General features: G+C 67.7%; 13 protein-coding genes. 2 read left to right on the forward strand and 11 right to left on the reverse strand.

Going from position 1 to position 13,820, the window contains the following annotated elements:
• Positions 1–32 precede the first annotated feature (32 nt).
• On the forward strand, positions 33–1,292 hold the full coding sequence (locus tag AC5P9N_RS01110; protein WP_005408507.1) for an MFS transporter: 1,260 nt from the start codon (positions 33–35) through the stop codon (positions 1,290–1,292).
• A gap of 4 nt (positions 1,293–1,296) precedes the next feature.
• Here AC5P9N_RS01110 and AC5P9N_RS01115 read toward each other — a convergent pair whose 3' ends face one another.
• Positions 1,297–2,244 (reverse strand): nucleoside hydrolase, encoded by a 948-nt coding sequence (locus tag AC5P9N_RS01115; protein ID WP_099484996.1) that lies wholly within the window; start codon positions 2,242–2,244, stop codon positions 1,297–1,299.
• A 151-nt stretch (positions 2,245–2,395) separates the two neighbouring features.
• On the opposite strand from AC5P9N_RS01115, the gene AC5P9N_RS01120 reads away from it, so the two are divergent.
• The gene (locus tag AC5P9N_RS01120) at positions 2,396–2,728 is read left to right on the forward strand and encodes a hypothetical protein (RefSeq protein WP_043034145.1); all 333 of its coding nucleotides are present in this window, start codon (positions 2,396–2,398) and stop codon (positions 2,726–2,728) included.
• A 71-nt stretch (positions 2,729–2,799) separates the two neighbouring features.
• Here AC5P9N_RS01120 and AC5P9N_RS01125 read toward each other — a convergent pair whose 3' ends face one another.
• From AC5P9N_RS01125 to AC5P9N_RS01170, 10 genes are all read right to left on the reverse strand, one after another.
• A complete protein-coding gene (locus AC5P9N_RS01125) occupies positions 2,800–3,519 on the reverse strand; it encodes a GntR family transcriptional regulator (RefSeq protein ID WP_024957000.1) in 720 nt (239 codons plus the stop codon).
• A gap of 105 nt (positions 3,520–3,624) precedes the next feature.
• Entirely contained in the window at positions 3,625–4,992 is a 1,368-nt protein-coding gene (locus AC5P9N_RS01130; RefSeq protein ID WP_005408510.1) for an SLC13 family permease, read from the reverse strand.
• Between the two features lie 104 nt (positions 4,993–5,096).
• A complete protein-coding gene (mdcH, locus tag AC5P9N_RS01135) occupies positions 5,097–6,017 on the reverse strand; it encodes a malonate decarboxylase subunit epsilon (RefSeq protein WP_099484998.1) in 921 nt (306 codons plus the stop codon).
• Positions 6,014–6,868, reverse strand: coding sequence for a triphosphoribosyl-dephospho-CoA synthase MdcB (gene mdcB / locus AC5P9N_RS01140; RefSeq protein ID WP_180863439.1), 855 nt, complete (start codon positions 6,866–6,868; stop codon positions 6,014–6,016). The genes mdcH and mdcB overlap by 4 nt, the downstream gene beginning before the upstream one ends.
• On the reverse strand, positions 6,865–7,506 hold the full coding sequence (gene mdcG / locus AC5P9N_RS01145) for a malonate decarboxylase holo-[acyl-carrier-protein] synthase (RefSeq protein WP_099485000.1): 642 nt from the start codon (positions 7,504–7,506) through the stop codon (positions 6,865–6,867). The genes mdcB and mdcG overlap by 4 nt, the downstream gene beginning before the upstream one ends.
• Positions 7,499–8,203, reverse strand: coding sequence for a biotin-independent malonate decarboxylase subunit gamma (mdcE, locus tag AC5P9N_RS01150; protein WP_099485012.1), 705 nt, complete (start codon positions 8,201–8,203; stop codon positions 7,499–7,501). Before mdcE ends, mdcG begins: the two co-directional genes overlap by 8 nt.
• Before the next feature lie 2 nt (positions 8,204–8,205).
• Positions 8,206–9,114: a biotin-independent malonate decarboxylase subunit beta gene (locus AC5P9N_RS01155; RefSeq protein WP_099485001.1), complete on the reverse strand. Its 909-nt coding sequence runs from the start codon at positions 9,112–9,114 to the stop codon at positions 8,206–8,208.
• Positions 9,111–9,431: a malonate decarboxylase acyl carrier protein gene (gene mdcC, locus AC5P9N_RS01160; RefSeq protein WP_014646339.1), complete on the reverse strand. Its 321-nt coding sequence runs from the start codon at positions 9,429–9,431 to the stop codon at positions 9,111–9,113. The genes AC5P9N_RS01155 and mdcC overlap by 4 nt, the downstream gene beginning before the upstream one ends.
• Before the next feature lie 10 nt (positions 9,432–9,441).
• On the reverse strand, positions 9,442–11,085 hold the full coding sequence (mdcA, locus tag AC5P9N_RS01165) for a malonate decarboxylase subunit alpha (RefSeq protein WP_099485002.1): 1,644 nt from the start codon (positions 11,083–11,085) through the stop codon (positions 9,442–9,444).
• A gap of 190 nt (positions 11,086–11,275) precedes the next feature.
• The gene (locus AC5P9N_RS01170) at positions 11,276–13,483 is read right to left on the reverse strand and encodes a TonB-dependent siderophore receptor (RefSeq protein ID WP_099485003.1); all 2,208 of its coding nucleotides are present in this window, start codon (positions 13,481–13,483) and stop codon (positions 11,276–11,278) included.
• Between the last annotated feature and the right edge of the window lie 337 nt (positions 13,484–13,820).

Consider the following 13,820-nt stretch of genomic DNA (forward strand, 5'->3'; position numbering starts at 1 on the left):
CCGGGATCGAGGCTGTTGAAGGCGAATACGCAATGACCGCGGCGCGGCAGCGCTCGATGTGGGTGGCGGGCCTGTCCACGGTAGTGGAGTGGTACGACTTCACCCTGTACCTCTATTTCGCCACGGTGCTGTCGCGGGTGTTCTTCGGCGGCGGCGAACAGGCGCTGCTGGTCACGCTGGCCGGCTTCGCGGTGTCCTACCTGATGCGCCCGCTCGGCGCGCTGTGCTTCGGCCACCTTGGCGACCGCCTGGGCCGGCGCTGGATGCTGCTGGCTTCGATGGCGTTGATGGCGGCGGCAATGCTGGCCACCGCGCTGCTGCCAACCGCGGCCACCGCAGGCACCACGGCGGGCGTACTGCTGCTGTTACTGCGCTGCGTGATGGCGTTTTCGGTGGGCGGCGAGTACACCGGCGTGGTGGCGTACCTGCTGGAAAGCGCACCGGCGCGGCGACGCGGCCTGGTGACCTCGTTGGCTTCGGCCGCCAGCGAGGTGGGTGCGCTGCTGGCGGTGGCGATCTCTGCGGTTACCGTGGCGCTGCTCGCGCCCGCGCAGCTGGACAGCTGGGGCTGGCGTATTCCGTTCTTCGTCGGCGCGGCGCTGGCACTGGTGATCCTGGTCGCACGCTCGGGCATGCACGAGTCGCCGGAGTTCGAGCGGCAGCGCCGCGAGGGCAGCATTCCCGCGACGCCGCTGAAGCATGTGCTGCGCAACCATCCGCTGGCGGTGGCGCGCACGTTCGCGATCTCGGCGCTGGGCTCGATTACTTACTACGTCGGCATCACCTATGTGCCCGCATTCCTGCATGCGCGGGGCCACGATGAGGGCGATGCGCTGTGGCTGTCGACGATTGCGGCAGTGGCGGTGATCGCGATCACGCCCCTGTGCGGCGCATTGTCCGACCGTGTCGGACGACGGCCGGTGCTGTTGGGCCTGACCGTGCTGGCAGCGCTGCTGCCGCTGTCCTTGTTCGCGTGGATGGCGCAGGCGACGCCGCTGGGCATCGCGCTGGCCGCGGTGTTGCTGGCCTGCGTGGCCGGTGGTGTAAGCGCGGTGGCGGCCCCGGCCACGGCCGAGCAGTTCCCCGGCGAAGGCCGGGTCAGCGGGCTGGCACTGGGGGTGACCATGGCCACGGCCGTGTTCGGCGGTGCAACGCCCTGGCTGGCGCAATGGTGGGTGGAACGCAGCGGCTGGGCAGCAGCGCCAGGCGCGATGATCGCGCTGGTGGCGGTGCTGGTGCTGCCGGTGCTGTGGACCCTGCCCGAGACGGTCCCGGGCAGGGCCAAGCGCTAGCGGGTCAGACCTTCAGGGTCTGCTCGATGTCGGCCAGCACGGCGGCCGCATCGACGCCGATGGCAATCGACTGCACCACGTGGCCGTCCCACACGCTGGGGCCGAACGCCAGGCCTTCCGGCTTGGGAATGGTCATGCCGCGGGCGACGCCGTCGGTGGCCACGCGCACGCTGGCGCGCTCGAACCGGAACAGCTCCGGACGGGTCAGCGCGATGCAGGCGCAGCAGTCGTGCACGACCATGCCCTTGTGGCCGGCCTGCAGGTAGAAGTCCACGTAATCCTGCGACAGCGCACGCACCAGTTCGGCATCGGCACCGCCGATGGCGGCCAGCTTGTCCAGACCGTCACGGTCCATTTCCACGCGGGTGGTCACGTCCAGGCCGATGGCGGTGACCGGCCAGCTGGCGGTGAACACCACGTCGGCCGCTTCGGCGTCGCCCCAGATGTTGGCCTCGGCGGCCGGGGTGATGTTGCCGTTGACGTGGAAGGCGCCGCCCATGATCACCACGCCGCGCACCAGGCCGGCGATGTCCGGCGCCTGCTGTAGGGCAAGGGCCAGGTTGGTCATGCGGCCGACCGCGACCAGGGTCACCTCGCCCGGATGGGCGCGGACCAGGTCGATGATCAGCTGGTGGGCGGGACGCGCGTCGGCGGCCACGTCCAGTTCGTCCGGCACCGGGTGATTGCCCAGGCCGTTGTCGCCATGGATGTGCACCGGCCAGGCTTCCGGGGTGGCTTCCGGCTGCAGCGGGCCACCGGCACCGCGCGCGACCGGGGCAGCAAAGCCCCAGGCCTGCTTCAGGTACAGCGCGTTGTGCGTGGTCGACTCCACCGAGGCATTGCCGAAGGTGGTGGTGACGCCGATCAGGTCGATCTGGGCGTGCTTGTGCAGGTACAGCAGGGCCAGGGCGTCGTCGACGCCCGGGTCGGTATCGAAAATGACTTTCAGCATGTTGTTGTTCTTCTTCTTCCGTGTGGTGCGGGGGGCGCCGGCGGCCCGGAAGCAGGCCGGCGCGCCCTACATTGTCCCATCTTCATGACAGGCAGGGCCATTGCCGGGGAGGCAGGCCATAATGCCCCCAGTCCAGGCACGGAACCGCCGAATGCTGATCGTTGCCCTTCTGCTGGTCCTGCTGGTGCTGGGCCTGAACGTGGTGGCTACCGTGGTGATCGTCAGGCGCGATGGCCTCTCGGCAGGCGGCCGGACGGTGCAGCTGCTGCTGGTCTGGCTGCTGCCGCTGGTCGGCGCCATCCTGTGCATGGCGGTGGCCACGGCCGATGGCTCGGGCAGCCGGGGGGATGGCGGCGGAAGCCATGACACCTCCGTTGGCTATTCCAGTGACAACCACAGCCATCACAGCTACAGCAGCTCCGACTGCGGTAGCGGCGACAGCGGTGGGGGTGGTGACGGTGGCAGCTGCGGTGGTGGCGATTGACGAGATGTTCCAGGATGCCGGCCAAGGTCACGTCCTGGTAGTGCCGGTCGCTGGCCGGCAACCTCATCCGCTCAACCGCCGCCTTCGGTCGGCAACGGCGCCGGCACGTTCAACAGCCCACCTGCCGCCACATAGGCGGCCAGTGCCTGGCCCTGGCTGAGCAGATGGCGCTCCATGGTGCGTTCGGCAGCCTGCGCGTCGCGGCGGCGGAAGCACTCCATCAATTCGCGGTGTTCGGCCAGCGACTGCGCGGTGCGGCCCGGGGTCAGCAACTGGCGGCCGCGATGCATCTTCAGGATGCGGTGCAGGTCGTGGGTGATGCGGATCAGCCACGGGTTGCCGGCGTAATGCTGCACGGTTTCGTGAATGAGGTAGTTGTTGCGGTAATACTCGGCGATGTTGCCCTCGGCCGCCGCGGTTTCCATCGCCGCATGCAGGTCTTCCAGCTGCTGCACGCCGGCATCGTCGATGTGCCTGACCGCCTCGTGCGCACAGCGGCCTTCCAGCATGGCCATCACCGGGAACAGTTGGTTGAGGTCTTCCAGCGTCAACCGGGTGACCCGGCAGCCACGACCGGCATCGATCTGCACCAGGCCTTCGGCAGCCAGCAGCTTCAGCGCCTCGCGCAGCGGCGTACGGCTGATGCCCAGTTCTTCGCACAGTGCGGGCTCGTCGATCCACTCACCCGGCGGCAGGCGGTAGTCGTAGATGCGCTCGCGCACGTGTTCGGCCACCTCTTCGTACAGAGGTGCGCGCTTCTTCGGTGACCGCGGGGCAGGGGCAATGGCCATGGAGGAAGTGTACCGCCAGGTAGTGCCTGCCGCTGGCCGGCAACCCATGATCGCTGGATGGCTTCATGGGATTGCCGGGCAGCGGCCGGCCCTACCGCTGGGTGGTTACATCCAGCCCGGTACCACGAATACCAGCCAGGCCAGCAGCGGCCCCAGGGCCACCACCAGTCCGCTGTAGACCAGGAAGCGGCGGAACAGGGTCTCGCGTTCCTCTTTGGCTGCCGAGGCCACCACCAGTGCGCCATTGGTGGAGAACGGGCTGACATCGACGATGGTGGACGACACCGCCAGCGCGCAGATCACGCCGGCGGCGCTGAGGTGACCCTGCATCAGGAACGGTACCGCCAGCGGAATCGTGGCGCCCAGCACCGCAGCCGACGAGGCGAATGCGGAGACAATGCCGCCGACGTAGCAGACCAGCAGCGCGCCGAGCAGCGGAATGCCGATGTCGGACACGCCATTGCCGATGAAGTCCACCGCGCCGGCATGTTCCAACACGCCGATGTAGGTCACCACACCGCAGATCAGCAGCACGGTGGACCAGCTGATGCCATCGACCGCGCCCTTCTGGCTTTGTGGCGACAGCAGTGCCAGCGCGACAGCCACGGTGATCGAGACCAGGCCGACGTTGAGGTTGTAGATCAGCGCGGCCACGCCCAAGCCGAGCAGGCCGATCAGGGTGAACAGGCGCTCGCGGGTCAGGCTCACCGCATCCAGTGCTGCCGGATCATTGCTGAGCGTGCCGCCGCCGGCTGCGACCAGCGCGCCATGGCCTTCGATGGCGAACTGGCGCGACGAGGCCTGCGGGCCACCGGCCATCGCCAGCTCGGCATTGCCGAGCGTTCCGGCCGCGGTGATCGAGCCACGCCGCAGCAGGGCGATGCCGCCGAACGCGAAGAAGCAGATCGTCGCCATCATGAAGTTGAAGCCCAGGCTGGTCAGGAACACCGCCATCTCGGTCACTTCCAGCCCGGCTTTCTGCACCACGCCGTTGGTGATGCTGCCGTACACGCTGATCGGAGAGAAGCCACCGGCCTGCGCGCCATGGATGACCAGCAGGCCCATCATCAGTGGATTGATGTTGTACTGCTTGGCAAAGCGCAGCGCGACCGGACCGATGATCGCGACCGCCGCCGGGCCCAGCGCGCCGAAGGCGGTCAGCACCGCGGTGATCACGAACATCACCCACGGAATGGCCACGATATGGCCGCGCACGGCTTTTACTGCCCAGTGCACCAGCAGGTCGATGGTGCCGTTCTTCTGCGCGATGGCGAACAGGTAGGTGATGCCGACCAGGGTCAGGAACAGATCGCCGGGAAAGCCGGCCAGGACCTCCTTGCCGCCCATGTCGACCCACAGCCCGCCGATGATGAAGGCCAGCGCGAAGGCGACGGCACCCATGTTGATCGGCATCGCCGTGGCGACGATGAACATGATCACCAGACCGATGATCGTTGCGATTTGTGGACTCATGCGCCCTCCCAGACACGTGACTCACGTACAGCGCGGATGGAGACCCGCCATCCCGGGGTAAGGCGACGTACGGCGTGTTGCGTGATACGTACTGCTCGAACCCGTTACTGCAGCCGTTCCAGCGCGCTGCGGACCCATGCCGCCGCGCCTTCAAGGCTCTGGAACTCTTCCACCGCGCGCACCTCGCAGCACGGATAGGCCGGCGCGACCATGCGCGCCAGCGCGTTGCCCGGGCCCAACTGCAGGAATACCCGCGCGCCGCGCTCGAAGGCCTGGCGCATCACCTGCGCCCATTCGATGGTCTGCGCCAGTTGCAACGACAGCGTGTTGACTGCCGTTGCGCGGTCCCGCACCGGTCGCGCATCGATGCCGGCCAGCAGCGGCAGGCGTGGGGCCTGCAGTGGCGATGCATCGAGTGCGGCAGCGAACGGTGCGACCGCCGCCGCCAGCAATGGTGTGTGTGCGGGCACGCGCACCGGCAGCAGACGGATGTCCGCGCCCTGCGCCCGCGCTGCATCGGCCAGCCGCTGCAACGAGGCGTGCGTGCCGCCCACGATGAAATGGTCCTGCCCGTTGGCGATGGCCACGTAGGTGCCCTGCGCATCGCACAGCGACTGCAGGCTGCGGCGGTCCAGCCCGAGCACTGCCTGCAGGCCTGCATCGGCGGGGCTGGCGCTGTCCATCAACTGCGCACGTTGCACAGCCAGCGCCAGGCAGGTGGTGGCATCGAAGCTGCCGGCGATGGCGTGCGCGGCGAGCTCGCCGATGCTGTAGCCGGCCACCAGCACCGGTGCAGGCACCGCTTCGCGAAGGCCCTGCCAATGCGCGAGGCTGGCTGCACACAGCAAGGGCTGCGCCAGAGCATTGTCGAAGCGCGATTCGTCAGCAGCTGCCGCGAACACGTCGCGTCCAAGCACTGCGCTCGCGGTCTCCAGTACGTCGCGCACGGCGGGCAGATCGCGCACGCGGCCGAACATCGCCGCATGCTGCGCACCTTGGCCGGGGCAGAGCAGGGCAAGGCTCATGCGACCTCCTGCTGCAGCAGGAACCAGGCACAGGCCAGCAGGTCGGCACTGCCGCCGGGGCTCAGCCGGCGTGCGACGAATCCATCACCGATGCTGTGCAGGCGTGCCTGCCAGCCGGGTACGAAGACGCCGCCGGCATCGAGGAAGCCTCGCGCCTGTTGCTGGGCCCAGCGCAGGCCGTTGGCGCCGCCACGGTGCAGCAGGTTGAGGTCATCCACGCACGCGATCAGCTGCATCAGCGTCTGGCACATCGCGGCCTCGCGTGGCAGGTCGCTGGCCAGCGCGTGGCGCAGGGTAGGCAGTGCCACCTCGCGCAGCAGCGGGTAGCCGGCGGCCGCTTGTTCGCGCACACCCTGCACGCCGTGCCGTGCGCGCGCGCGCTGGCCAGGGCTGTTCGCATCAAGTGGTGCGCCGGCGAGCTCGGCAGCCCAGCGGCGCACTTCCTGGCAGACCTGCTCGGCTGCGATGGCACCGCCCGCGCGGCCCCGACAGGCAGCGGAAGCCGCCACCAGCAGGCCAAGGCTGAAGATCGCGCCGCGATGAGTGTTGATGCCCGCAGTGGCGTGCAGCATCGATATCTCCGCAGCGATGCCGTGCCGGCGCAACGTCTGGAACGGTGCCGCGCTGGCACCGGCGTGGGCCACGGCGATGAAGTAGTGGCGCAGCGTGAACAGGCTGCGCAGGAACGTGCCGGCGTCCATGTCGTGGTGGCTGCCGCTGTCGAAGGGGGTGACCAACCCTGGCTTGGGTGCAAGGGCCAGTTCGGCGTGCAGGCTGGCGATGGCGAGGCGCCCCAGACGCGCGCTGTCCACGGCAGCTGGCCTGACCGCCGGTTGCACGAGGGCGTTCACGCGCTCATCCCGGTGGAGGCGAACAACGCATCACGTAGTTCCAGTGCGGCACCATCGAGGCGCTTGACCAGTACCTCGCGGCTGCGCCCGGCGTATTCGCGCCAGTTCACGGCGGCGTCGCCGGCCAGGCACAGCTCGCCATCGACGCGATGCCCGTAGGCGCTTTCCCAGTGCTGCAGGCGCTCGACCAGCAGGTCGGCCTGCCGCGCGTCATCCACCTGCCACAGCAGGTCGATGTCCGAGCGTGCGTGCACATAGGGCAGGCCGCTGAGGTGCTGCCAGGCGAAGGCACCGAACACGCGGGCCGGTGCAAGCCGCAGCATTGCCTGCAGTGCCGCCTGCCAATCAGCCGGAACGCCGCCGGCGAGAATCTCATCCAGGGCAGGGGGAGGCTGCAGGTGCTGGATGTCCTGCAGGGCCACGCGCAGCGCCAGCCGTTGCTTGCCTTCGCCTGGCGGCAGCGGCACCCCCAGGCGCAGCCGCGGGTCGGGATCATCCGCCGCACTGCGTGCCACCATGGCTGGCAGGCCCTGTGCGAACCATGCTGCCAGGCGCGGTTCGTGTGCAGTCACGTCAGCCCGCCAGTCGGCATCGGCCGACAGCCAGGCCAGCGTGTGGCGGGCGGGCCGCTCAGGCATCGCCGTGGGCCACCGCAGTCGAAACCCCTGCCGCCAGGGCGCGACCGCCGCGCTGTGCGCCGCGTGCGGCACGCAGGTCGCCTTCGGCGGGTGTGCGCAGGGCCTGCAGCAGGTGCTGGGAAAGATCGCCTTCCCACAACGAGTCCACCGCACCCATCGCCACGTAGTTGGCGACGCCCGGCGCGAATACCGGCGAGCTCTGGCTCAGCGCCTGCAGCTTCTCCAGCGGTTGCTTGGTCACCCGCGCCATTGCGCGCAGGTCCATCACCCGCACCTGTGCATCGGGCAGGGCGTGGATGTGGTCGGCCATCAGGCCGAATGAGAGGAAGCCGCCACTGACGGATTCGCCGTAGACCAGGGTGATCAGGCGCGCACCACGGCGGCGTGCCAGATCGAGCGTCTGCGCGAGATGCGCAAAGTAACCATTGATGCCCAACAGTTCGTCGCGCCGCGCCAGGCGCTGTCCGGCGGTATCCACCAGCATCACGATCGGTTGCTGCGGATGCGCGGCGGTGCTGGCCAGCACCGTTTCGGCCAGTACCAGTACGTGGTCCACGCCCACCTCGAGCCTGTCGGCGGTGCCGATCAAGGTCACGTCGCCGTCGTCGGTGGTGGCGCTGCCGGTCAGCACCGAAGCGTTCACCGCAACGGCGTGCCCATGCGGGAACAACGCATCGAGCAGGGTCTGCAACGGCATGCTCATGGCAGGCTCCGGTCGGCGGTGGCGATGAGGAATTCATCGGTGTCGAGCAGTGGCAGGCGTTCGGGGTGGGCAATGCCCAGCCGCGCCCAGATCTCCAGGCCATCGCGACAATCGCTCCAGGCCTGCACGCGCGCCTTCAATGCCAGATGGCGTTCCTGCAGCGCGGCCAGTGCAGTATCCGGATCGGTGCTGCTGGTATCAGGCTGCAGCGCGTTGCTGGCCGCCTGCGCGAAGGCCTCGATGGCATCGGGCACCAGCACCTGTGCCTGGTCGATCAGGTAGCGGTGCTTGCCTCCCGTTACGCGCCAGACCAGCGCGCGATCGCGGGAATCGAACTCTTCCACGCCGCGCACGGTCTCGATCACTTCCGGGCCGGACAGCGACAGGCGACCCTCTTCGGACATGATGACCGTAGTGCAGCAGCGGGCGACGATGCCCATGCCGCCGAAGGCGCCGTTGCCGCTGCCGATCAGCGCGATCACCGGCACACCCGCTGCACGCGCGTCCAGGGTGGCGCGCATGATCTCGGAAATGGCGATGAGCCCCGCATTGGCTTCGTGCAGGCGCACACCACCGGTGTCCAGCAGCAGAAGCACGCCTTCGGGATGTGTTTCGGCTGCACGACGCAGCAGCCCGGTCAGCTTGGCGCCGTGCACCTCGCCCACCCCGCCGCCCATGAATTCACCCTGCTGCGCGGCCAGCAGCACGCGTCGGCCACGCAGCGTGGCTTCGCCGACAACGATGCCGTCGTCGAACGCCGCGGGCTGGTCGAGCTGTGCCAGGTGCGGGCTCATCATCCGCCGCGCCGGGCCGAGGAATTCCCTGAAGGAACCGGCATCGACCAAGCTGGCGATACGCTCGCGCGCATCGGCTTCGTAGTAGCTGTAGCGCTGCGTCCGGTTCATCGTGGATCTCCAGCACGCAGGGTTTCCACGGCCTGGTCCAGGCGCAGGCTGACTACCGCCGGGGTCGCACCGGCATCGTTGATCGAGATGCGTACATCGCGCAGCGGATGACGCTGTGCGAAGTCGCTGATCACCGCTTGCCACACGCTGCCGAAGCCCTTCGCGGCGGTGATGATGCGCACCGTCATCGCGCCGTCCAGTGCGGCCGGCTCCAGCAGGATTTCCAGGTTGCCCGAGGCCAGCACGCCGACCAGCACCGCATCGCGCGGAAACTGCACCGCAGTGTGCCCTTCGAATCGATAGTCGAGGGTTTCCATGCTCAGCCCCTTACCAGTTGCGGAAGCGCTTGGGCGGGTCGTACAGACCGCCGGACCAGCGCACCAGGTCCTTCACCGAACGCGCCGCCAGCAGGTCACGGCTGGCATCGCGCACGGAGATGCCGAGGTCATCGGGACGGCGGATCACGCCGCGGTCGCGCAGGTTCTCCACCATCGCGCGGTCGCGCCCCATGCCCACGGCGGTATAGCCGGCCACGCCACGGATCGCCTGTTCGCGCTCCTCAGGGGTGCGGCACAGCAGCAGGTTGGCAATGCCTTCCTCGGTCAGCACATGGCTGACGTCGTGGCCGTAGATCATCACCGGCGGCAGCGGCATGTTCGCGCGTTCGGCCAGGTCCCAGGCATCGAGGTGCTCGACGAAGGCCGGCGCCATGTGTTCGCGGAAGGTTTCCACCATCTGCACCACCAGCTTGCGCCCGCGCGGCATCTCACCCGGGCGTGCGGCCTGCTGGCCGGCCTTGATCCAGGCCTCGCTGGCATGGCGCCGGCCGCGTGCGTCCGAGCCCATGTTCGGTGCGCCACCGAAGCCGGCAATGCGGTCGCGGGTGGCGGTGGAGCTGTTGCCCTGCAGGTCGATCTGCAGTGTGGAACCGATGAACATGTCGCAGGCATACAGGCCGGCGGTCTGCGAGAACGCGCGGTTGGAACGCATCGAGCCATCGGCGCCGGTGAAGAACACATCGCCTCGCGCGGCGATGTACTTCTCCATGCCCAGTTCCGACCCGAACGAATGCACCGATTTGACGAAGCCCGATTCGATCGCCGGAATCAGTGCCGGGTGGGGGTTCAGCGCCCAGTGCTGGCAGATTTTTCCCTTCAGGCCGAGCGATTCGGCGTAGGTGGGGAGCAGCAGTTCGATGGCCGCCGTATCGAAGCCGATGCCATGGTTGAGGCGGTTCACGCCGTACTCGGCGTAGATGCCCTTGATCGCCATCATCGCCATCAACACCTGGATCTCGGAGATCTGCGCCGGGTCACGGGTGAACAGCGGTTCGATATGGTTCGGCTTCGGCGCCTGCACCACGAAGTTGACCCAGTCAGCGGGAATGTCGACGCGGGGGAGGGTGTCGACGATCTCGTTGACCTGGGCGATGACGATGCCGCCACCGAAGGCGGTGGCTTCGACGATCACCGGCGTGTCTTCGGTGTTCGGCCCGGTGTACAGGTTGCCGTGCCGATCTGCGGCCTGCGCGGTGACCAGGGCCACGCGCGGGGTCAGGTCGATGAAGTAGCGGCCGAACAGTTCCAGGTAGGTGTGGATGGCACCGATCTGGATGCGCCCTTCAGCCACCAGGTTGGCCAACCGCACCGACTGCGGGCCGGAGAACGAGAAGTCCAGTTTCGACGCGATGCCACGCTCGAATACATCCAGATGCGAGGGCAGCGACAGCACCGATTGCACCATGTGCAGGTCGTGCACGCGGGCCGGATCAAGATCGGCCAGGGCCTGGGCGAGGAAATCGGCCTGCTTCTGGTTGTTGCCCTCCAGGCAGACCTTGTCGCCTGGCTCCAGCAGTGCGTGCAGCAGCTCGCCTACGTCGCCGGCGGCGACCTCGCGTCCCCGGGCCCACGGCGCGGCACGTTCCAGGCGGGCCTGGCGGCTGCGTTCCAACGTATCCCAGCTCGGGTTCATCGACCGGCTTCCGATTGGTGTCGATGTAATTACGACATAATTACGAAGGAAGCCGCAACCTGCAGTGCAGCAAAAGGAAGGGCCCGCGCGGAGGCGGGCCCATTCAGGTAGGCCACGACCGTGGGTCGTGGCGGAGGGCGTGCCGACCAACGGTCGGCACCCACCAGGCACCCACCGGTTCGCGGGTTGCTCAGAACTTCCAGCGCAGGCTGGCCGACACGAAGCGCGGTTCGCCGTAGTTGTTGTAGTCCAGATTCGCCCAGTAGGTCTTGTCCAGTGCGTTGCGCACGCTCAGCGTTGCGGTCCAGCTGTCGCTGATGCGGTAGTTGGCATTGAACTGCACCAGCATGTAGGCCGGCTGGTTCACCGTCACCGTGCCGCCCAGCGGGTAGGCGATGTTGTAGCCCTGCACTTTGCTCTGCCACTGCACGCCACCGCCAACGCTCAGGCGTTCCAGCGCACCGCGCAGCTGCAGCTGGGTGTTGAGCTGCAACAGATCCTTTGGCGGGTTGGCGTACAGCAGGTCGGTAGCCGCGCGGGTGACCTTGACGTGGGTGTAGCCGGCATTGACCGTCCAGCCCGGCAGGATCTCGCCGTTGACGTCTACTTCCCAGCCGCGTGCCTTGGTGCCGTTGACGCCGATGTAGGCGGAGGTGCCATCGCTCAGCGAACCTTCCGGCACGCCCATGTCGCGCACGGCGTAGTTGTCCTGCTTGGCCTCGAACACGGCGGCGTTGGCGGTCAGGCGGCCATCCAGCCACTGGGTCTTGATGCCCGCTTCCAGGTTCGAACCCTGCACCGGTGCCAGCAGGTTCTCGTTGCGGTCCTTGAAGTTCTGCGGGTTGAAGATCTCGGTGTAGCTGGCATAGGCCGACACGTTCGGGGTGATGTCGTAGACCAGGCCCACGTAGGGAGTGACTTCATCGCTCACCTTGTACGCGCCGCTGGTGCCGGTGTAGGCGCCAGCGGCGTTGTAGGAGCGGGTGAGGGTTTCCCAGCGGCTCAGGCGTGCGCCGGCAATCAGCGACAGCGGATCGGCCAGGCGCAGGCGGGTGGCCAGGTAGACGCCACTCTGCGTGGTCTTGGTCACGCGGCGCGAGCCGGTGCGGCGGTAGGTCACCTCGGAGATGTCGCCGTTCCAGTTGTACACGTTGGGAATGTAGTAGCAGCGCTCGCGTGCACCCGTGGCGCTGACACACGTTGCCCAGTCGCTCGGGAAGTTCAGTGCCAGGGTATTCGTCGTGCCTTCCAGGTCCGACCACTGTGCGCCGAGGGTCACGTCGTGGTCGCGGCCGAACAGATCGAAACTGCCGGTCAGGTAGGCATCGACGTTGCGCCGGGTGTCCTTCGAATCACCGGCGGCCGCGCGCAGGTAGATGCCCGCGCCGGTCACCGGGTCCGGGTTGCCGGTGCCGTACAGGCGCACGTTCTGCACGTTGCCACGGGTATAGGCGGTGTTGATCTTCAACAGCCAGTTGTCGCCGAAACGCTGTTCCAGGTTGGCGAAGGCGGTGTTGCTCTCGCGCTTCCAGTAGCTCCATTTCGGCGACAGGTTGGTCGAGCGCGGCAAGTGCGCGAAATGGCCCTGGTTGTCGAAGAACGGCACGGTGCCCCAGGTCGAGCCGGTGGGGTTGTTGTCCTGGCTCTGGTAGCCGAGGGTGATCGTGGTGCTGTCGGTGACGTCGCCTTCCAGCACCGCCATGCCGGCCATCTTGTTCTCGTCGTAGCGGTCGTAATACAGGCCACGATCGGTGTAGGCGGCGACCACGCGGCTGCGGAAGCGGCCGTCGGCGGTCAGTGGCGCGGTCACGTCGGCCTCCATGCGACGGTAGTCCCAGCTGCCGGCGCTGACCGCGAACGACGCATCGAATTCCTTGCCCGGGCGCTTGCGCAGCAGGTTGACCGTGGCCGACGGCACGCCGGCGCCGCTGAGCAGGCCGTTGGCGCCGCGGATCACTTCGATACGGTCGTAGAAGGCGGTGTCGTACTCCTGGTTGGTGGAGCCGCTGTAGGTGGGAATGCCATCGACCTGGAAGTCGGTGATGGCGAAGCCGCGCGCGTAGTACAGCGGGCGCTGCGTGTCATAGAAGGACACGCTCACGCCGGTTACATTGCGCATCACATCGTTGATGCTGAACAGTGATTCGTCCTGCAGGCGCTGCAGGCTGATGGCGGTGGCGGACTGCGGGGTCTCCTGCAGGGTGATCGGCAGGCGCGTGGTGCTTGACGGTGGTGCGGACTGTTCGGCGCGGACGCTGACCCTGTCCAGGGTCTTGGCATCGGCAGTGCCATCGGCGGCGGCGAACGCGCTGGGCGCGGCCAGCAGGGTCAGCGACGAAAGCAGGGCAGCCGGCAGCAACGCGCGGCGGGGCAGGCGGTTACGGAGGATCAGGGACATGGTGGGCTCGAGGCTCGGAAGCGGGGAAGGGCGGCAACAGTCGTCCAGCACCCGGGGCGGCGGCTTCGGGCACGGTCAGGTCCATCTGGGGAGGTGCGATCACTGCACAGGACGCAAATGTAAATAATTCTTAACAACATTACAATTCGCGTCATTCGCAGGGGCTTTCCGGCGCAGAGCAGTGGCGGGCCGGGGTCGGAGCCCGTTGCCGCAGGCAATGGGCTCTGACCCCATCATCGGCGCCCAGGTGCAGGTCAGAGCCCTCCCGTGCGGGAGGAATCCGACCCATTTCGCACAAAAACAAACGGCCACCCGAAGGTGGCCGTCCGTCTCCATC

Source organism: Stenotrophomonas sp. YJH_SMC_6, from assembly GCF_059371335.1.